Source organism: Bacteroides sp. L10-4 (assembly GCF_013373675.1).
GTDB lineage: Bacteria > Bacteroidota > Bacteroidia > Bacteroidales > Bacteroidaceae > Bacteroides > Bacteroides muris.
Genome location: NZ_JABXJH010000052.1, coordinates 18,273 through 34,005 on the forward strand (window position 1 = coordinate 18,273; position 15,733 = coordinate 34,005).

8 protein-coding genes, 1 pseudogene and 2 riboswitches are annotated in these 15,733 nt (G+C 43.8%); of the genes and pseudogenes, 3 read left to right on the forward strand and 6 right to left on the reverse strand.

Going from position 1 to position 15,733, the window contains the following annotated elements:
- Positions 1 to 31: 31 nt before the first annotated feature.
- From HU824_RS15385 to HU824_RS15410, 6 genes are all read right to left on the reverse strand, one after another.
- Positions 32 to 2,101, reverse strand: a complete 2,070-nt coding sequence (locus HU824_RS15385; RefSeq protein ID WP_176469300.1) for a TonB-dependent siderophore receptor — start codon at positions 2,099 to 2,101, stop codon at positions 32 to 34.
- A gap of 114 nt (positions 2,102 to 2,215) precedes the next feature.
- On the reverse strand, positions 2,216 to 3,724 hold the full coding sequence (locus HU824_RS15390; RefSeq protein WP_176469301.1) for a PepSY domain-containing protein: 1,509 nt from the start codon (positions 3,722 to 3,724) through the stop codon (positions 2,216 to 2,218).
- A 69-nt stretch (positions 3,725 to 3,793) separates the two neighbouring features.
- Positions 3,794 to 4,741 (reverse strand): sirohydrochlorin cobaltochelatase, encoded by a 948-nt coding sequence (locus HU824_RS15395; protein ID WP_176469302.1) that lies wholly within the window; start codon positions 4,739 to 4,741, stop codon positions 3,794 to 3,796.
- A 3-nt stretch (positions 4,742 to 4,744) separates the two neighbouring features.
- A complete protein-coding gene (locus tag HU824_RS15400) occupies positions 4,745 to 6,031 on the reverse strand; it encodes a hypothetical protein (RefSeq protein WP_016273642.1) in 1,287 nt (428 codons plus the stop codon).
- Positions 6,032 to 6,046: 15 nt separating this feature from the next.
- Entirely contained in the window at positions 6,047 to 8,407 is a 2,361-nt protein-coding gene (locus tag HU824_RS15405; RefSeq protein ID WP_136010876.1) for a TonB-dependent receptor, read from the reverse strand.
- Between the two features lie 2 nt (positions 8,408 to 8,409).
- A complete protein-coding gene (locus HU824_RS15410; RefSeq protein ID WP_136010875.1) occupies positions 8,410 to 10,494 on the reverse strand; it encodes a hypothetical protein in 2,085 nt (694 codons plus the stop codon).
- 148 nt (positions 10,495 to 10,642) lie between these two features.
- Positions 10,643 to 10,852, reverse strand: a riboswitch (cobalamin riboswitch).
- A gap of 196 nt (positions 10,853 to 11,048) precedes the next feature.
- A riboswitch (cobalamin riboswitch) is annotated at positions 11,049 to 11,250 on the forward strand.
- Positions 11,251 to 11,466: 216 nt separating this feature from the next.
- On the opposite strand from HU824_RS15410, the gene HU824_RS15415 reads away from it, so the two are divergent.
- From HU824_RS15415 to HU824_RS19845, 3 genes and pseudogenes are all read left to right on the forward strand, one after another.
- A complete protein-coding gene (locus HU824_RS15415) occupies positions 11,467 to 12,744 on the forward strand; it encodes a PepSY-associated TM helix domain-containing protein (protein WP_176469303.1) in 1,278 nt (425 codons plus the stop codon).
- A gap of 224 nt (positions 12,745 to 12,968) precedes the next feature.
- Positions 12,969 to 15,326, forward strand: coding sequence for a TonB-dependent siderophore receptor (locus HU824_RS15420; protein ID WP_176469304.1), 2,358 nt, complete (start codon positions 12,969 to 12,971; stop codon positions 15,324 to 15,326).
- 298 nt (positions 15,327 to 15,624) lie between these two features.
- Positions 15,625 to 15,733: pseudogene (locus tag HU824_RS19845) on the forward strand (IS982 family transposase); the annotation flags it as partial.

The following is a 15,733-nucleotide window of genomic DNA, read 5'->3' on the forward strand; positions in this document are numbered from 1 at the left end:
TGTTGTTGTTTCTAAATGCGTTATGGAGAGATTATTTTAGTCTGAGTGCCAGGCTGATTACTACCGAACGTCCCGGAGAATACAAGGCGAAGTTCTTGTTCAGCGGGCGGTTGTCTTTCTTGTTGAAGATATTGTCTATGCCGATGCCCGGTTCGATGACAAAGTTGCGGAAGCCGTCGAAGGTATGGCGGGTATTGAGGTTCCAGATGCCGTAACCCGGAGCATTGCCGTCCGCGTCACCCGGATAATAGACTTTGCTTTGCAGACGACCGTTCAAGTTGAGGTTCAAGGTATAGTCGCTCCAGCTGTGTGTATAGTTTCCGGTGATGGTGGCTGTATGGCGTATGCTGCGCTCGATGTTTTGCCATTCGCCTCCTTCGTTCAGACCGCGTCCATAGGCGTAGGTATAGTTTCCGGCCAGGGTGAAGCCCGGGAACAGATTGCCGTTCAAGTTCACTTCAAAGCCTTTGACGGTAGCTTTCTCGAAATTGAAGTAGTTCTTGACACTTAGGTTTTTCGTGGATGAAAGGTCACCGATTTCGGGGAACTCTTCACGCAACTGGTTCTGCTCTGCTTCCGGTAGGTCATCGAATTTAGTGGATTTGGAAGTTACCATGTTCTTTACATAGTTCAGGTAACCGGTGACGGAAGCACTGAAACGGTTGGTGCGGTATTCCATGTTGATGGAGTAATAGTTGCTGCGTTCGGGGTCGAGGTTCTCGTCACCCAATGAGATGGTGGCTCGTGTACCCATTGTCTTCTTGAACATGTGGTAGTAGAGCTCGTCGATGCCCGGAGCGCGGAATCCGGCAGCATAGGTGGCACGTACATTGAAGTTGCCTATGTTGTACATGGCTGCCACTTTGGGGGTGAAGCGTCCGCCCGTCTGTTCGTGATGGTCGTAGCGTACACCCACAACACCGGTCAGATGGTTCCATAGCTTCACTTCATGCTGGCCGTAGGCTGATGCCGTATAGACACTTTTGTCCAAATCGGAGTCGGGACGGCGGAGCACTTCACGGCGATAGTCTACCCCGAACACCGTAGTGCTGTTGGTTGTAAAACCGAAGATACCTTTCAACTCGGCATCATGGAATTTCTGAAGCTTGGTAAGCGCATACTGTCCGGGCAGGTATCCGCTGTTTTCTATCAGGTATTTGTAGCGTGATGCGTAATTGTTTCCTGAATAGTCAAACTGGATAACGTTGCGTTTACTCAGTTTGTATTTGGCGCCTGCCCCCCAGTTGTAACCTTCGTAGGCAGTGTTGTACTTGCTTCCGCCGGTGATGTCTTCGCGTTCTACCGGACGTTCGAGTCCGCGGTTATAGTATCCGCCGTTGGCATAGAAGGAAAGCTGGTCCGTAGCATCATAGGTAAACTTCTGCGAAAAGTTATTCGAGCTGTAGCCCAGGGAGAGCGGGGCAATCGTTTCAATGATGTCTTCTCCATCTTCTGTCAGATGGCTGTTTTGCCAACCGTCGGAGTGGTCGTATTTATAGGAAGTATAGGACCCTATTTTTCCTTGGGCGATGTCCAGATTCAAGCCTTGGGAGAATTGATTCTTTCTCGTATAGCTGCTATTGCTGCTGAAGGCTACCACATCTTTAGGCTCGTTGGTAATGATATTGATTACACCGCCGATGGCATCCGAACCATAAAGGGAAGAAGCTGCTCCGTTCAGCACCTCGATGCGCTTGATGCGGGTCATATCTATTTGGTTGAGGTCGATGTTACCGGTGATGTCTCCCGTGACCTTGCGTCCGTTTACCAATATCAGCACGTGCTTGTTGGAGAGTCCGTTCATCATCAGGTAGGACCCCATCGCGTTCGGACGGAAGGAGAGCGAGGGTACCATCATGGTCAAGGCCTGCTGGAAGTCGGTGATACCGGCACGCTTTATCTCGTTGGCAGTGATAACCGATACCGGAGACGGAGTGTTCTTCAGTCGCTGATGTGTACCCGTACCCGTTACTACGACCGGGTTCAACTCGTGAGTTTTCTTGGTCATATCGTCGCTGTCACCTTTTTCTGCTTGTGCATAGGCACCGGTGGCGATGATTCCTCCCATAAGGAGAGCTGTGAGAAGTCTTTGCTTTATCATATATTATTTTATTTTATATAACGCTGCAAAGGTACATACCATTATCGGAGGGTGAAATACTTAATAGTTGTTATACTGCGATGGTAGAATAGCTATTAGTAGGTACTCTCTTCTCTATCTTTGTTTTTTGCAGCATTTTCTTCTTATATAATTCACACTTAACGTCACACCCGTGATGCAAACGGCTGTACCTCCAAGCAGCAATACCCAAAGCACAGTCTTGCGCAGGGTGGCATTGGAGTTCAGACCGGGCAGGCGCATGCGGTGCAGGGCTGTATAACTCCAGTATTTCCAGCGGGAGGAGGTGTCTACATGGCGGATGATTCCCGTTTCCGGGTGAATGTAATAGACGCTCCGGTCCGGGTCGTCCACCGTAATCTTCCAGACGGGAAGCTGGGGACGTCCGCGATACATATTGCTCATGTCGCGATAATAGGTCTCGAAATGTTCGAGCAGGGAGATATGTATGCCGGGGATATGTTGTGAAGAATCACGCTGGGAGGTGTAAATGCTTTCCACGCCTTTCAGGATTTCTTCTTCGGAGAGTTGTAACGGACGCGGCAGGCTGTCGGCGGCATCGATGTAATACTCGTTTTTTCTATCTTTTACGATGTAGTAGGGATGTTCGCGGAAGTTGCGCCACTCTATCTGCAAAGCTTGGGGATAGGCGGCTATGACACGGCGGTAGTCCAAGGGGTAATCCTCCGGTTGTGGGGCACGGGCATGGAGCGTGCGTGTGGCGCTGCCTTTCTTCAGTGCCGGTTTATGAATCCATTCGGGAATGTCTGCCAGAGACATCATGCCGCTGAAGGTGAAGGTCAGTACGAAGATGCCGAAAAAGATTCCGCTGACGTAGTGCCAGTGATACCATCTTTTTCGGTAGGGGGAGAACTTGGGATGGCGGCTTCGGTGCGTCTTACGCCATACATCCACAGTTACCCAAATGCCGGCAATGACCATGAGACAACCCAGAGCTGTGAGCCAGATGACGGTCTTAGTCCAAAGGACGGTGTCCTGCCGCAGCCAGGTGAAGTACACCCAGTGGGGGATGGCTCCCAGCCATGCCCAGAAGCGTTCGCTTCTGTTGGAGAACTGCAAGGCCTCACCGTTTTGTGAACTCAGATAGAGCTGTGTCCCGGCATCATCGGCAAAGTATATTTTATAAATGGGCATTTCCTTTTTCAGTTCAGCGAAGGGAATCCATTGGTCCAGAGAGTGGAGGGTGTCGATACGGGTAATGGGAGAAGAACACCACAAAGCTGCTGTCCAGTGCAGGTGCTCGCTGTCCAGAGAGGGTCGTGAGATGGTGGAATCGGCAAGGAAATGAAGCGTGCCTTTTGTGGTACTAAAGCTGAACTCGGGGTGTCCGGCATTGAGGTTCAGTATCGTAGACCTGACCTTTACGCCACGGGGCAGGCGGGCTGTGACGGAGGAGATGTCCGGAAGTGAGTCTCCGGTTTGGGAGAGCATATCCAGCTTTTGCATTTTCTCTTTGGCGCTGACACGGGGAAAGCGGTGGTACATCATCACGAAGGCGGAGAGGAACCACATGAGAAATAGGATACAGAGCAAAGTGCCCAGTATCCTATGAATAGAGTACATCAGTTTGGTGATAACATTCATTGTCGTTCGCGTTTTTCCTGCAAAAGTACAAGATGATTCAAGAACACTAAATACCCACTAATGGGTATATTATTCAGTGTCTTTTCCGGCAGCATAGGCCGCCTTCTTCGTCATGATGTCCAGCATGCGGTGCTTCAGTCCGAAACGGATATGGTCAATGAATATTTCTTGAATTTCCGGAATTTGTCCCAGTCCTTCCAGTTGTGCACTGACGGTGAAGCCTTCTTTCTCGAGCATCTCCTTCCACTCTCCGGCAATGTCGTTTTTGGCATGGTCTCCGGCAACAAACATGAAGGGTATGAGGGTCACACGTTTGGCTTTCCCGGCTTTCAGTTGTGCCAGCATGGTGTCAAAGGTAGGATAACCTTCGATGGTGCCCACATGGAAATTGGTCAGTCCGCCTGCTTTCAGCATATAGTCCATCTGACTGTAGATGGCAGTGGCAGGAGTATAAGTGCCGTGGCCCACAAGCACGAAGTTTTCTTTGGCAGCCTTTTTGCCTTGTGCCGGGACGTTGTAGCGGTTGCCCAGAATATCTGCCACCTTCTCTGCATCTTCTATAGAGTAGAGCAGGGGATTTCCCACACGTATTTCCTTGAAGAAGGGCAGTGCGCTTTCCACATCCCTGCGGAGTGATTCCATTTCTACTCCGTCAATGATGTTGGTGCTCTGCACGATGAGGTGTGTGTAACCTTCGCTGCGCAGTTTCAGCATGGCATCCAGTGGAGTCAGCTTCGTGGTGCCGCGCTCTTTCAAACGGCGGATAATGATGCGCGACGTATAGGCTTCCTGGAACTTCAACTCCGGGAAGGCAGCTTGTGCCTTGGCGTTGATGGCATCGATGGTGAGGGTACGGGTATCGTCGTGCGTAGTGCCGAAGTGCACCATGAGCAGGGCGGCCTTGTCACCGGGTTTCATACTTGCAAGCATATCGCTGTGCTTGTAATTGCCTCCCCCGTGCGCATGGCAGAGGAGGGAGGTGCTTAGTAAAAGCAATAAAGAAAGAATCTTGTTCATAGATCATTTATCGTTTTCAACAACTTTAATCATGTCGAATTGATAACCTTCGGCAATTTCCGCGCCTTTTTCTACTTTACCGGTTGCTATGTCATAGATGTAGATACAAGGGTTGGCTTTTTCCGTATTTACGCCGATGTATGCCTTGCCGTTTACAATAGCGGTGCGTTGTGCAAATCGTCCGCCGCTGTAAGGTATTTCTTGTCCGTTATAGCTCACGCGTTCCCGTGTTCCGGTATTGATGTTGATGATGGAGTAGTAGTGGCTGTAGCTGTCGATGGCAGTACCGGCTGCATCATTACGTGCATACACGAGGGCTTTACCGTTACCCAGGTTTTGGATGGTGAGCAGTTTACCGTCGGCGTTGGGATATCCCTCATAGCTTGCATCGAAGTCTGTTTCACCTTTCTTGATGCGGAGCAGATGACCTTGTTCCATGTCATTGGCATCGGTGAATGCAGCCAAGTAGAGGTTGCCATCTGCATCATACATCACGCAACTTTGCATCAGTTCTCCGTAAGCGCTTCCCGCCATTTCTCCGGCAAGGGTATTGACCTTGTTACTTTCCACTTTCATGTCCGAGGGATTGATAACTGCTGTCAGGAAGTTTGAGGTTGCTTTTCCACCTCTGCCTGATTTGTCTTTACCGAAGTAGAAGTAATATAATTTACCAGCCTTTTCGTTGTAGGTCAGAATGCCGGAAGCTGTGAATACTTTTGCTCCTTCTGGCAAAGGAAGGTCCAGTGTTCCTTCGGCAAGGATACGCATGTCGTCAGCGTTCAGCTTGGTCCAGATAACTTTGTCTGCATCACCATTGGCTGCCATGATAATCAGAGTGTTGTCGTCCAGCCAGGCATGTGTGTAACCGCGTACTTTATACGTATTCTGTTCGAAGATTTGTTCTTGAGCAATTCTGATGGAATTTCCTATTACTTGAAATTTAGTGAAACGGTCGGCTGAGTTGGGCACCTGATAATAGTATTTCCCTTTGAGAATGTTTTCCATGGAATAAGTGTTGTTTTCACCTATGAATTCAACGCCGTCCTTCTTTATGTCAATGACTCCCATATCTGCCGTGAGGCTGTTTACACTTTTCACAATAGTACCTTCGCCCTGGTTCATACCGCCATGGTGTTTGCCGATAGTCATAAAAATATCAAAGTGATAATCGGAAAGTTCCGGTTGCGAATCTGGACCTGGGGTTGGATCGTTGTCGTCGGAACATGCACTGAATGATAAGGTCATGGCTATGGCCATAAGGATACCTAATAAAAGATTTAGTCTTTTCATTTTAAATAAAATTAGTTAGTTAATGAATAATCTGAATTTGGCGAAGAATGCTCGTCCGGGCTTTTGCAATTTATAGTTGTCATAGGCCAATTTGTCGAGTAGGTTCGAGCATTCCAGCGAAATATTGTATCGTCCTCGTTTCCATGAATAGGTGATGTCGGCATTGCAAATGTGCTGTGCCGGGATGCGTGCCTTACTTTCGCGAGAGCCGTAGGCCTCCCATGTCAGGAAGAACCAGTGTACCCACTGATAACTGCAACCCAGTCGTAATTTGCTTTCGGGCAGAACCACATTGTGAAAAAGATAGCTTGCTTCTGTACTTCCGAAAAGCCAGGGGCGGTTGGGTACTCGGTTGTTGTAAGTTGCCGAAGGTTTCCCGTCAGTCTTGTATCTGTTCTGGTCGCGGGCCTCTTGAAAACTGACATTGGTGGCAAGCTGTAGCTTGCTTTGCCAGTCGTAACGTACTTCTCCTTCTATGCCCTTGATATGTACAGCCGGAACATTCTCATATTGCAGCATACCTTCTTTGGTCTCTACGGTAGCTTGGATATAATCGTCCACATAGCGCAGGAATCCATTTGCTTCATAATAAAGTGTATGGCCGGGGGCAGGATGCCATGTGCCGAAGATGCCCAGATTGATGTTGTCACTGCTTTCAGGTTTCAAGGCTACATTAGCATATATGGTGGTACCGTTTCCCAATAATTCGCGGGCAAGAGGTAGCCGGACGCTGTGTTCATAGGAAATTTTTATGGATAAAGGTTCTATGGCTGTATAGCGTGAACCGATACCGTAGCCCCAATACTTTTTTGTTATCGACCCTTTTACATCCTTTGACCCGGTGATGCTGGATAAATCCGTTTGCCGGATATTCAGATGGTTAATGTAGTTCTTTACAAAAAAGGTATTGCTCATTTTTTCTTCGAGAAGGGACTGATTGTAGGAGAAGCCTACTACATGCTTTGCCAGAATATCATTGGAGGCTTCAAAATCAGTTTCCACTTCATCATAACGGTCGTTTCCGATGCGGCTTAATAAATAGTTCAGGTTGAAGGAGTGATGGTTGTCCAACCTATAGTCCAAATTGGCACGGCCAATGGTCAGGGGACGCTTGTAATGGCGCATCGAACGGCCTCGTCCTGTGATTTCGTTGCGTGAACTTACGATATAGTCTCCGTTCCAGTCGTACTTGCGGTAGGCTGTATCTGTGGTCAATGAATGGTCCCAAGTGTGCGAGAGTGCAGCATTCAGCTGCATGTTCTTCCAAATGAAATTATGCTTTTGATAGCGAGCTGAAATGTTCCAGGCATCGGAGCCTCTTTCTGCCATTCCATATACCTTACTTTGTACAGAGCCCGTCTGCAACTCCTTGTCAACTTTGGAATAAGAGCCGGAAACAAAAAAAGCATCTGCCCAGGATTTATTGGCAAAGCCGATTTCCATTTGTCCGAATAGTGAAAAATAGTCATCATGGAAGCGTCTGCGGTCGGTCAGAATGTATTTGCGGCTGTCTTCATCCCATACTTCGACATCTCTCATCATATAATCGTTTTTGGAGTAATTGACCCCGAAGGTAGGTTTAATAATCAGTCCGGTTCGAGGCTCTACAAACTGTGCATTCAAGTCTGCCTTGTGAGTATGGAAGGAGCCGATACCGTAGGAGACATCCAGATAGTTCTTCTTCTCCTGCTTCGTAATGATATTGATGGCGCCTCCCAGTGCATCTGTACCCAGACTGGCAGGTACTACCCCTTTATATATTTCAATCCGGTCGATGATATTGACCGGCAGATTCGCCAATGAAACGCCGCTTCCTTTAGTGTCCAATGGTATTCCGTCTAAGAAATAACGTATGGAATTACCGGACATTCCATTGATGGAGAGGTCGAAGTCCGAGCCAACCCCGCCTTCCTCTCTCACCTTGATGCCCGTTGTACGATTCACCAGGTCGTTGAGGTTGTTCAGCGAATTTACTATCGGCTTGATGTCGAGTGCATTGACGGCAAAGGCTCCTTCCTTCACTTTTTGCGTTTGGGTCTTTCCGTACACTTCGACAGAGTTCAGCGTGACGGCACTTTCCTGCAATGTAAAGTTCTGTTTTTTATTCTGCCGGATGTCGAGGGACTGTTTCACAGTTTGGTAACCCAGAAAGGAGACGACGAAGGTATGTTTGCCCGGAGCGACTTGCAGTGAATATTTCCCCTGGTCGTCCGTATAGGTGCCGGAGGTGGTGTTTTCCACAGCAATGGTGGCTTGGGCAACCGGTGTCCCGTGCTGGTCTGTGACTTTTCCGGATAAGGTGACCTTATTCTGTGCCATGCTACCCGCAGAGAGCAGGCAGATAATTGTAAATAGTAGCCCTGTGATTATTTTCATCTCTATTCCTTAATAATCGATTCTTGTATTTCTCTTTTATTACTATCTAATAATTTTATGCAATAATTTATATAATTGGAATACATTGAAGGTAAAGGCCTATTTCCTATCTTACTTAAAGTATTTTGTTTTACTTCATCCATTAATTTTATATTATCCGTAAATGTTAAATCATTTATGAGATTAATTGAAAGTATATCGCCATCTGCTAATTTTTCAATGAATAATGGCCAACTAGCTTTATCCATTTTGGTACATACCTTCAATAATGCAGCATATTCTTTTGATTCTGCATATTTGCGTGGATTACTATAAACTGCTACTGCAATATTATTCCATGTTTTTTTCCATGCTGAATATGCTTCTTCAAACTCTGTGATTTTTCTTGAAGAAAGGGATGCTTTCAGAGATATTCTGTTTTTCAATGAAAGTGTATTGACAGTGTCTTTTGTAATGGCTTGACTGACAGAATAGACATTGGAGGTAGGCTTATAATAGTGAGCAATTTTGCCATAGCTTTTCCCATCAAGGGCATCACGGGTATGCATTACTCTTTCTAAACTGCCGCATTTGCTTTCCCATTCAAAACCATGTGGCTTTTTTGTATTTGCATTTTTTCTTATTGAAGCATGAGTATATTCTCCATTTAATGCCCATAATGCTATACCTGCGTTATCTGCTGTTGCTCCAGAACGTGTATATCCGTATGCTGCATACAGCTTGTCAAAAGCGGTAAGGAGATTAGGATGATAATAGCTTGATCCTTTGTCTCCTGGCCATTCCCAATAATCGGTTCTCTCTACCGACCAACTTATGCAATTATATATACGGCTCTTTAAACCGGATTTAAATGAATTGTTACTAGGTAAATTTGGAAAAAGACTACGAACTTCGGAACTACTGAAATCTAATCCTAAATAGACATCAGCGTAAATTTCCGGAATAGAAGAATTCACCGTATAAACAAAGGCATATGAAGAAGAACCATCATACTCAAGCATGGTGGGATGGGTATAAATAGTGAACTCATAAGGAGGGTTAGGACGTATTTGTGAATAATGTGAGCTTTTAATCGTTTTGAAATTTTTATCAATTAGTGACAAAGAAATGCTTCCTGGATAGCGTCCAGATGCGTGAGTTACCATATAATTTTTCCCTGGAAGATTTCGATTTATAGGAAGTGTATTTCCTCCAACAAGTACATCTCTGTCCTCAATCGTACCTGTAAAATTATCCTCACTGTCTCTGTATACTATATTTGCAGTGCCTATAGTTCCAGGATTCAAAGCTTTTATACGTATATTGTAAAAGCCCCATCTGGGAGTTACCATTTCCAAAAATGCACTTGAGGTACCGGATGCAGCCCATGACCAGACATTTCCTTTGTTATCTTGTTCGTAAACTTCAATCACATGTGGGATATTGCATGTCGTTGTTAAAGTCAAATGTATTCCTTCGGGCCATGGGTCATAGTATTCGTCATAAGTATGTGGAGCTATAAGATTCAGTGCGTAGTCATATGTTTCTTCTGATTGCAAACTTGTTGTATAAGCAGCTGATTTTTCTTTGTTAAAGTTAGAGTTATTCTTCACTTTATTAAGAAAATCCCTATATACTGAATCGTCTATTTTAGCATCAAGTACATTAGACGATATTTTTAGTTGTTCTATTTTAATTGTTCTTTTACTAGTAGAGACTATTGATATAGTATTAATACCTTTTTTTAATTGTATCAGAGATGGGGTCTTATTTTTATCTGTGATATATAAAGATTGTAATCCACCTATGCTTGGCTTTAGTGTGTTTTCATTGATTATTCCATTTATTTCTACCTCGTATTCGTGTAAACTTCCATTGATAATAGGAATTCGAACTAATACACATAAATAATAAAGACCTTCCTCCAAGCATTCAACTTCAAATTGAGTATGACCAATATTATTTATACGATCAGAAGAAAGTGCATTCACATTAGAAAAAGAATGTGTAGTACTAATTCCAGAATTTTGTTCTGACAACATTGATTTGTCATCACAAGATGACATAATAAATGTCATGAAGAATGTAAAAATCAAAAAATGCTTCATAATATATTGCAATTTAAACTAATAAAAGGTTTTTGCCATTTTACTATTTACTTGCTTTTAGAGAATGATTACAATGAGAAATGATTTCTTTAACTGAAGATAAAGAATGCCCAGACTCAATGTTTTGTTGCTTTATTCCCCGAAAGCACTAAAACTATGTTGTCTTGGCAGGTCTTCTGACTCATCCCTCTTTGAATGCCTTCCCATCCCGGATACTGGACAGTGACTTATAGAATATTCAAAGATTTTGAAAGGATTTACAGCAGCGGGTCTGTTCAGGACTTGCACCTGATTCCCTTTTTCATCACTCTTCTCCAACGGAATCGGGAGAGGTGAAACCAAAACTGCGGGCAAAGGTAGCAAAAACACTTAATAAATACTCAATCTCTGCAAAAAAATAAAGGAATGCCTCGTTCATGATAGAATCAAGAGTTGTTATTTGTTGCATATCGAACCCAGGTTATATTCGGGTAAAAAAGTAATGGTAGAATGAAGGGATTATTATTAATCCGGAAATATTTTAATAATTTTGTGTCTTTTTATAAAAATAATAATACCTTTGCCTCCGTTTTGGTGAAACAATAGTATTTCTAGCTATTTGTTTAAAAGGGAATCCGGTGAGAAGCCGGAACAGTACCCGCTACTGTGAACACCTTAATAAAGAGGAATATTCTATCTACATGCCACTGTCGTAAGACGGGAAGGTTTTATTCCTTGGGTGAAGTCAGGAAACCTGCCAAAAAAAACTATTGGATGTCTATTTCCCGGGGTTAGGAAATGGCTGAAGGTTCTGGTCGAATCTACAAGAAGGTTTGTACTTTTTAAGTGGGCAGGTGAAAATCTGTTCTCTGTTGTTTGCTGTGAGCACACATGTACATCTCTGCTATTTTTTCGTATCAGGTCTCTAACGATAATAATTAAAATATGTAAAAGACAAAGCCATTGGTTTTAAACTGAAATTTTTATAAGTTTATGATTAGAAAAATCGTCTTTAATATCCATTTGATATTGGGATTATTGCTTTGTGTGCTTTTTCTGATGTGGTTTCTTTCAGGATTTGTGATGATATATCATAGTTTCCCAAGAGCCTCTCAAGAGTACAAACTGCAAAGACAGCAGCCGCTTCAAGGTGCATTGCCGGCAATAGATAGTATAATAGCTTATGTGCCGGACTCTGCCAAGTTACAATCTCTCTCCATAGAGATGCGTTTTGATCGTCCTGTGGTTAGTTTCCGCGGGAAAGACGTACCGGGAGATAAGTATTTGGATACATTGGAACCTGTGGAAGACTTTAATGAGGAAGTGCGGCAGAAAATAATAAGCCTATGGTGCGACGCTTCTGTCCATCGCATTGATACTTTGCAGGAAGTGGACCAGTGGATACCTTTCGGCAGGTTAAGTGAGGAAATGCCGATTTATAAATATTATTTTGATGACCCGGAGCAGCATCAACTTTATATGACTTCCCGCGATGGAAGAGTATTACAGTTTACGGATAAAAACAGCCGGTTCTGGGCATGGTTGGGAGCAATCCCGCATTGGGTATATTTCACCTCATTACGTCAGCATCAGACGGCTTGGATAGAATTTGTCAAGTGGGCTGCTGGAATAGGTTGCATTATGTGTTTTGCCGGACTTTGGTTGGGTATTCAAGACTGGTGGAAACAACGCAAGCTGGGCTATTTTCGCTCTCCCTATCGTAAAAGTTGGTATAAGTGGCATTTTATCAGTGGTGTGTGTTTTGGCTTGTTTGCCATTACTTTTGCTTTCAGCGGACTTATGTCGCTGACAGATATGCCGGACTGGATGAAGAAAGCTCCGAAAGAGAAGCAGAAGCAAATGTTTTCCGGACGTTTCCGTCAAGACAGTATGTTACCCGTCGAGGCTTATGCACTGGACTACCGGACTGTGCTGTCCACCTCTGATTCAATAAAGAGAATTACTTGGAGCAGCTGGCGAAGAAATCCTTATTATAAAATCAGAATGAACAATACTGTACAGAACATAGATTCGTCAGACACTATTTCCGTACGTCCTTTTCGGTTGACTGAAGAGATGATCCGTATGGATGTCAGACAGCAGTTTGGTGACAGTGTTCGTTGGAAAATGGACTTACTTTCTGAGTATGATGCCGATTATTATGGTAAAAAGAAGGAGCGCAATCCGCTTCCTGTTTATCGGGTAATTGTAGACGACGACATGCATACTCATCTGTATTACGACCGGAGAATATCTCGCAAAGGCGTATAGATGATGATGGACGTACCCGTAGGTTTTTATACAGTGGCTTACATAGTTTGAATATCAAATATCTCACAGACCGCCCCATTCTTTGGAATATTGTCATGTTTACCTTAATGATAGGTGGAACTTTCCTTTCTTTGACGGGGGTAGTCTTATCCGTTAAATGGATTCTTAGGAAGATAAAGAAGTTTAGGAAATAGGTAATAGATTTTTTAATTTAAGATGTAAAGATGAACAAGAAAGTATTTTTAGTATTAGCTGCCGCTTGCCCATTATGGGTGTTTGGGCAGAGTAAAAGTCTCACAGACAGCATTTTTAAGATTAATGAGGTGGAGATTACGGCCAAGCAGAAGAGACCTTTGCAAGACCAGCCGGTAGATATGCTGAATATGGCTGTTCCGTTGAAGTATCTCCCCATGACTGTAACCAAAATAGACCGTGTCACCCTGCAGCGTAAGCATATCACTAACATGGAAGATGCTGTACGTTTCTTGCCTGGGGTCGTTTTAAGTTCAAATCAGTTAGGAGCCTTCCAACGTTACAGTATTCGTGGAACTTCTGATGCCGTGATTGCTTATGACGGTATACGTGATGAACGTTCTTTGACGAATACAATACCTTTCGGCGACCTTTCTTCGGTTGAGTCCATAGAAGTTATCAAAGGGCCGGCTTCCATATTGGCAGGCCATTCTGTGATGGGTGGGATTATCAACATCATTCGTAAGAAACCATCAGAACGCTTTACGGGTAATGCCAGTATAAGCTATGGCAGTTGGGAACAAAAAGAAGCTAACGTGGGATTTGGTGGCAAGTTGGCAGGGTCGGTAAATTATCGTGCCAATATTTACTATGCCAACGGTGATGGTTATCGTATGGTAAATGCAGACCGCTTTTCCGGAATGTTTGCTATCGGCTCTCAAGTCGGTAAGAAAGGATATCTGGATGCAAGTGTTAATTTCAATGATGACCATTATACCACAGATATAGGTGGTGCTCCTACCATGCCCGGAGATGTCTATAGCGTGGACGGAGACAGACTGTTTGCTAAAAATGGTGAATGTAACCCGCTTTGTGACTATGAAGATGTATTTAATGACATCGCCAACAATAGCATGCGCCGCCGCAATGTAGATGTACTGGCTACCTATACTCATGAATTGGCGGGCTGGCTGACCTTGCGTGACCGTTTTTCTTATAATCACAGTAACTTGGACTACTCTTGTGTCGAAAAAGTCAGTTACCGTACCAGTGATGAACCTATATATGACTGGTATTACAAAGATAGTAGAACCGGAAATATAAAATATATAGAAGTGGATTCAGTACGTAGCGGATTTCCTCTTTGTTTTAATCCCGACCATCGTATCACCAGCAATATGCTCGATTTTACCGGTAAGTTCGAGACTGGCAACGTCAAGCATAACTATACACTTGGATGGACTTATTCCTATTTCAATTTCACCCAATATAACGGTTATGGCGATGGAGATGTGTGGGGACCGGGATTGAATGAAATGGTATCTGTTGCCAATCCTCATTATGTACGTGATTGGTGGGATAGTAAAGTTTCTGCCGCTTCCATCAGCCATTATACTACGAATGCAATTTACCTGACGGATGTTTTTGATATTAACGAACACTGGAAAGGTATGCTTAGCGGTCGTTTCGATACCTATAGATACAAAAAGGCAACAGCAACAATCAGTGACGGACGTCAGCATTATGATGATGCCAATCGTACAGACTGGCAGAAAGTTTCAACTTCTGCTTTTACCTACCGTGCCGGATTGGTGTATTTGCCGATTCCAGAAGTCTCGCTTTATGCTTCTGCCGCTTCTTTCTTCAAACCATATAATACCATGTATAATAAAGATGTGATTTATTATGATCGCAACGGGCACGAATTTATTCCGGATGATGCCGGTGGTGAAGTATTCAAGCCGCAGCGTGGTAATCAGTTTGAATTCGGGGCACGGTATGAAAGCAAGTGGATAGATGTAAATGCCAGTGTCTATTATATCCGTAAATTTAATGTAGTAACCAAGATTGGTGAACAGACCGTACAGGAAGGCGACGAGGTGATAAAGAAGACGGTACAAGCTCAAGTCGGTCGTGCCACTTCCAAGGGATTTGATTTTGACATTACACTGCATCCTGTGACCAATCTTCAGATTGTAGGAGGTTTGGGATGGTCTGATTATCGCCAAATTGCCAGCAACATGGATTGGATTCCTCAAGATGCAGACTGGGTTACTTTGGACGAGGATGGAAAGATTAATATTCGTGCAACTGGTGTTCCGCGTACTACTTTCTATACCTATGCTGACTATACCATTCCACGTGGTATACTGAAAGACTTTTCTTTCCATTTAAGTGGTACCTTCACCGACCGTATATATAGTAGTATTGAAAATAATGTTTATGATCCGTCACGCTATATTGTGGATGCAGGTATTTATTACACTATAAAAAATAGTATAACATTGTCTTGCAACATCAATAATATTTTCAATAACCATTACTTCAGTAGTGCTACAAAACTTGCAAAACCCCGTAACTTTATAGCAACCATCGCTTATAATTTTTAACTCCAATAAGTAGTGGCAGGATAATCTTTTATTCGATGGTTACCTCTTGAAATAGTGTTTGTATGAGGAACGGCACATTTTCTGAAAGAAAATGTGCCGTTCTGTTTTTTTAATCTGTCTGAACTATATAATTTTTGCAGGATAAATGTCTTATAAGGAATGCTTCGTTCATGAGTTATTATTTATAACCCGTTGGTTGAATTAAAATTCTAAATATTTACAAATGAAAAAGTTGCACAATTTGCGGATTATTATTAAATTAGTGGTAACCACACCGTTAACTACTATTGCACTGCTTATGCGCAACTTCATAGCAAATTTCGTCAGAATCCTCGGAATCTGCAAGGATTTTGCCGGAAATCGAGTTAATGAACATGGAAACGTACCCAGGTGCGGTGTTGTTCCCA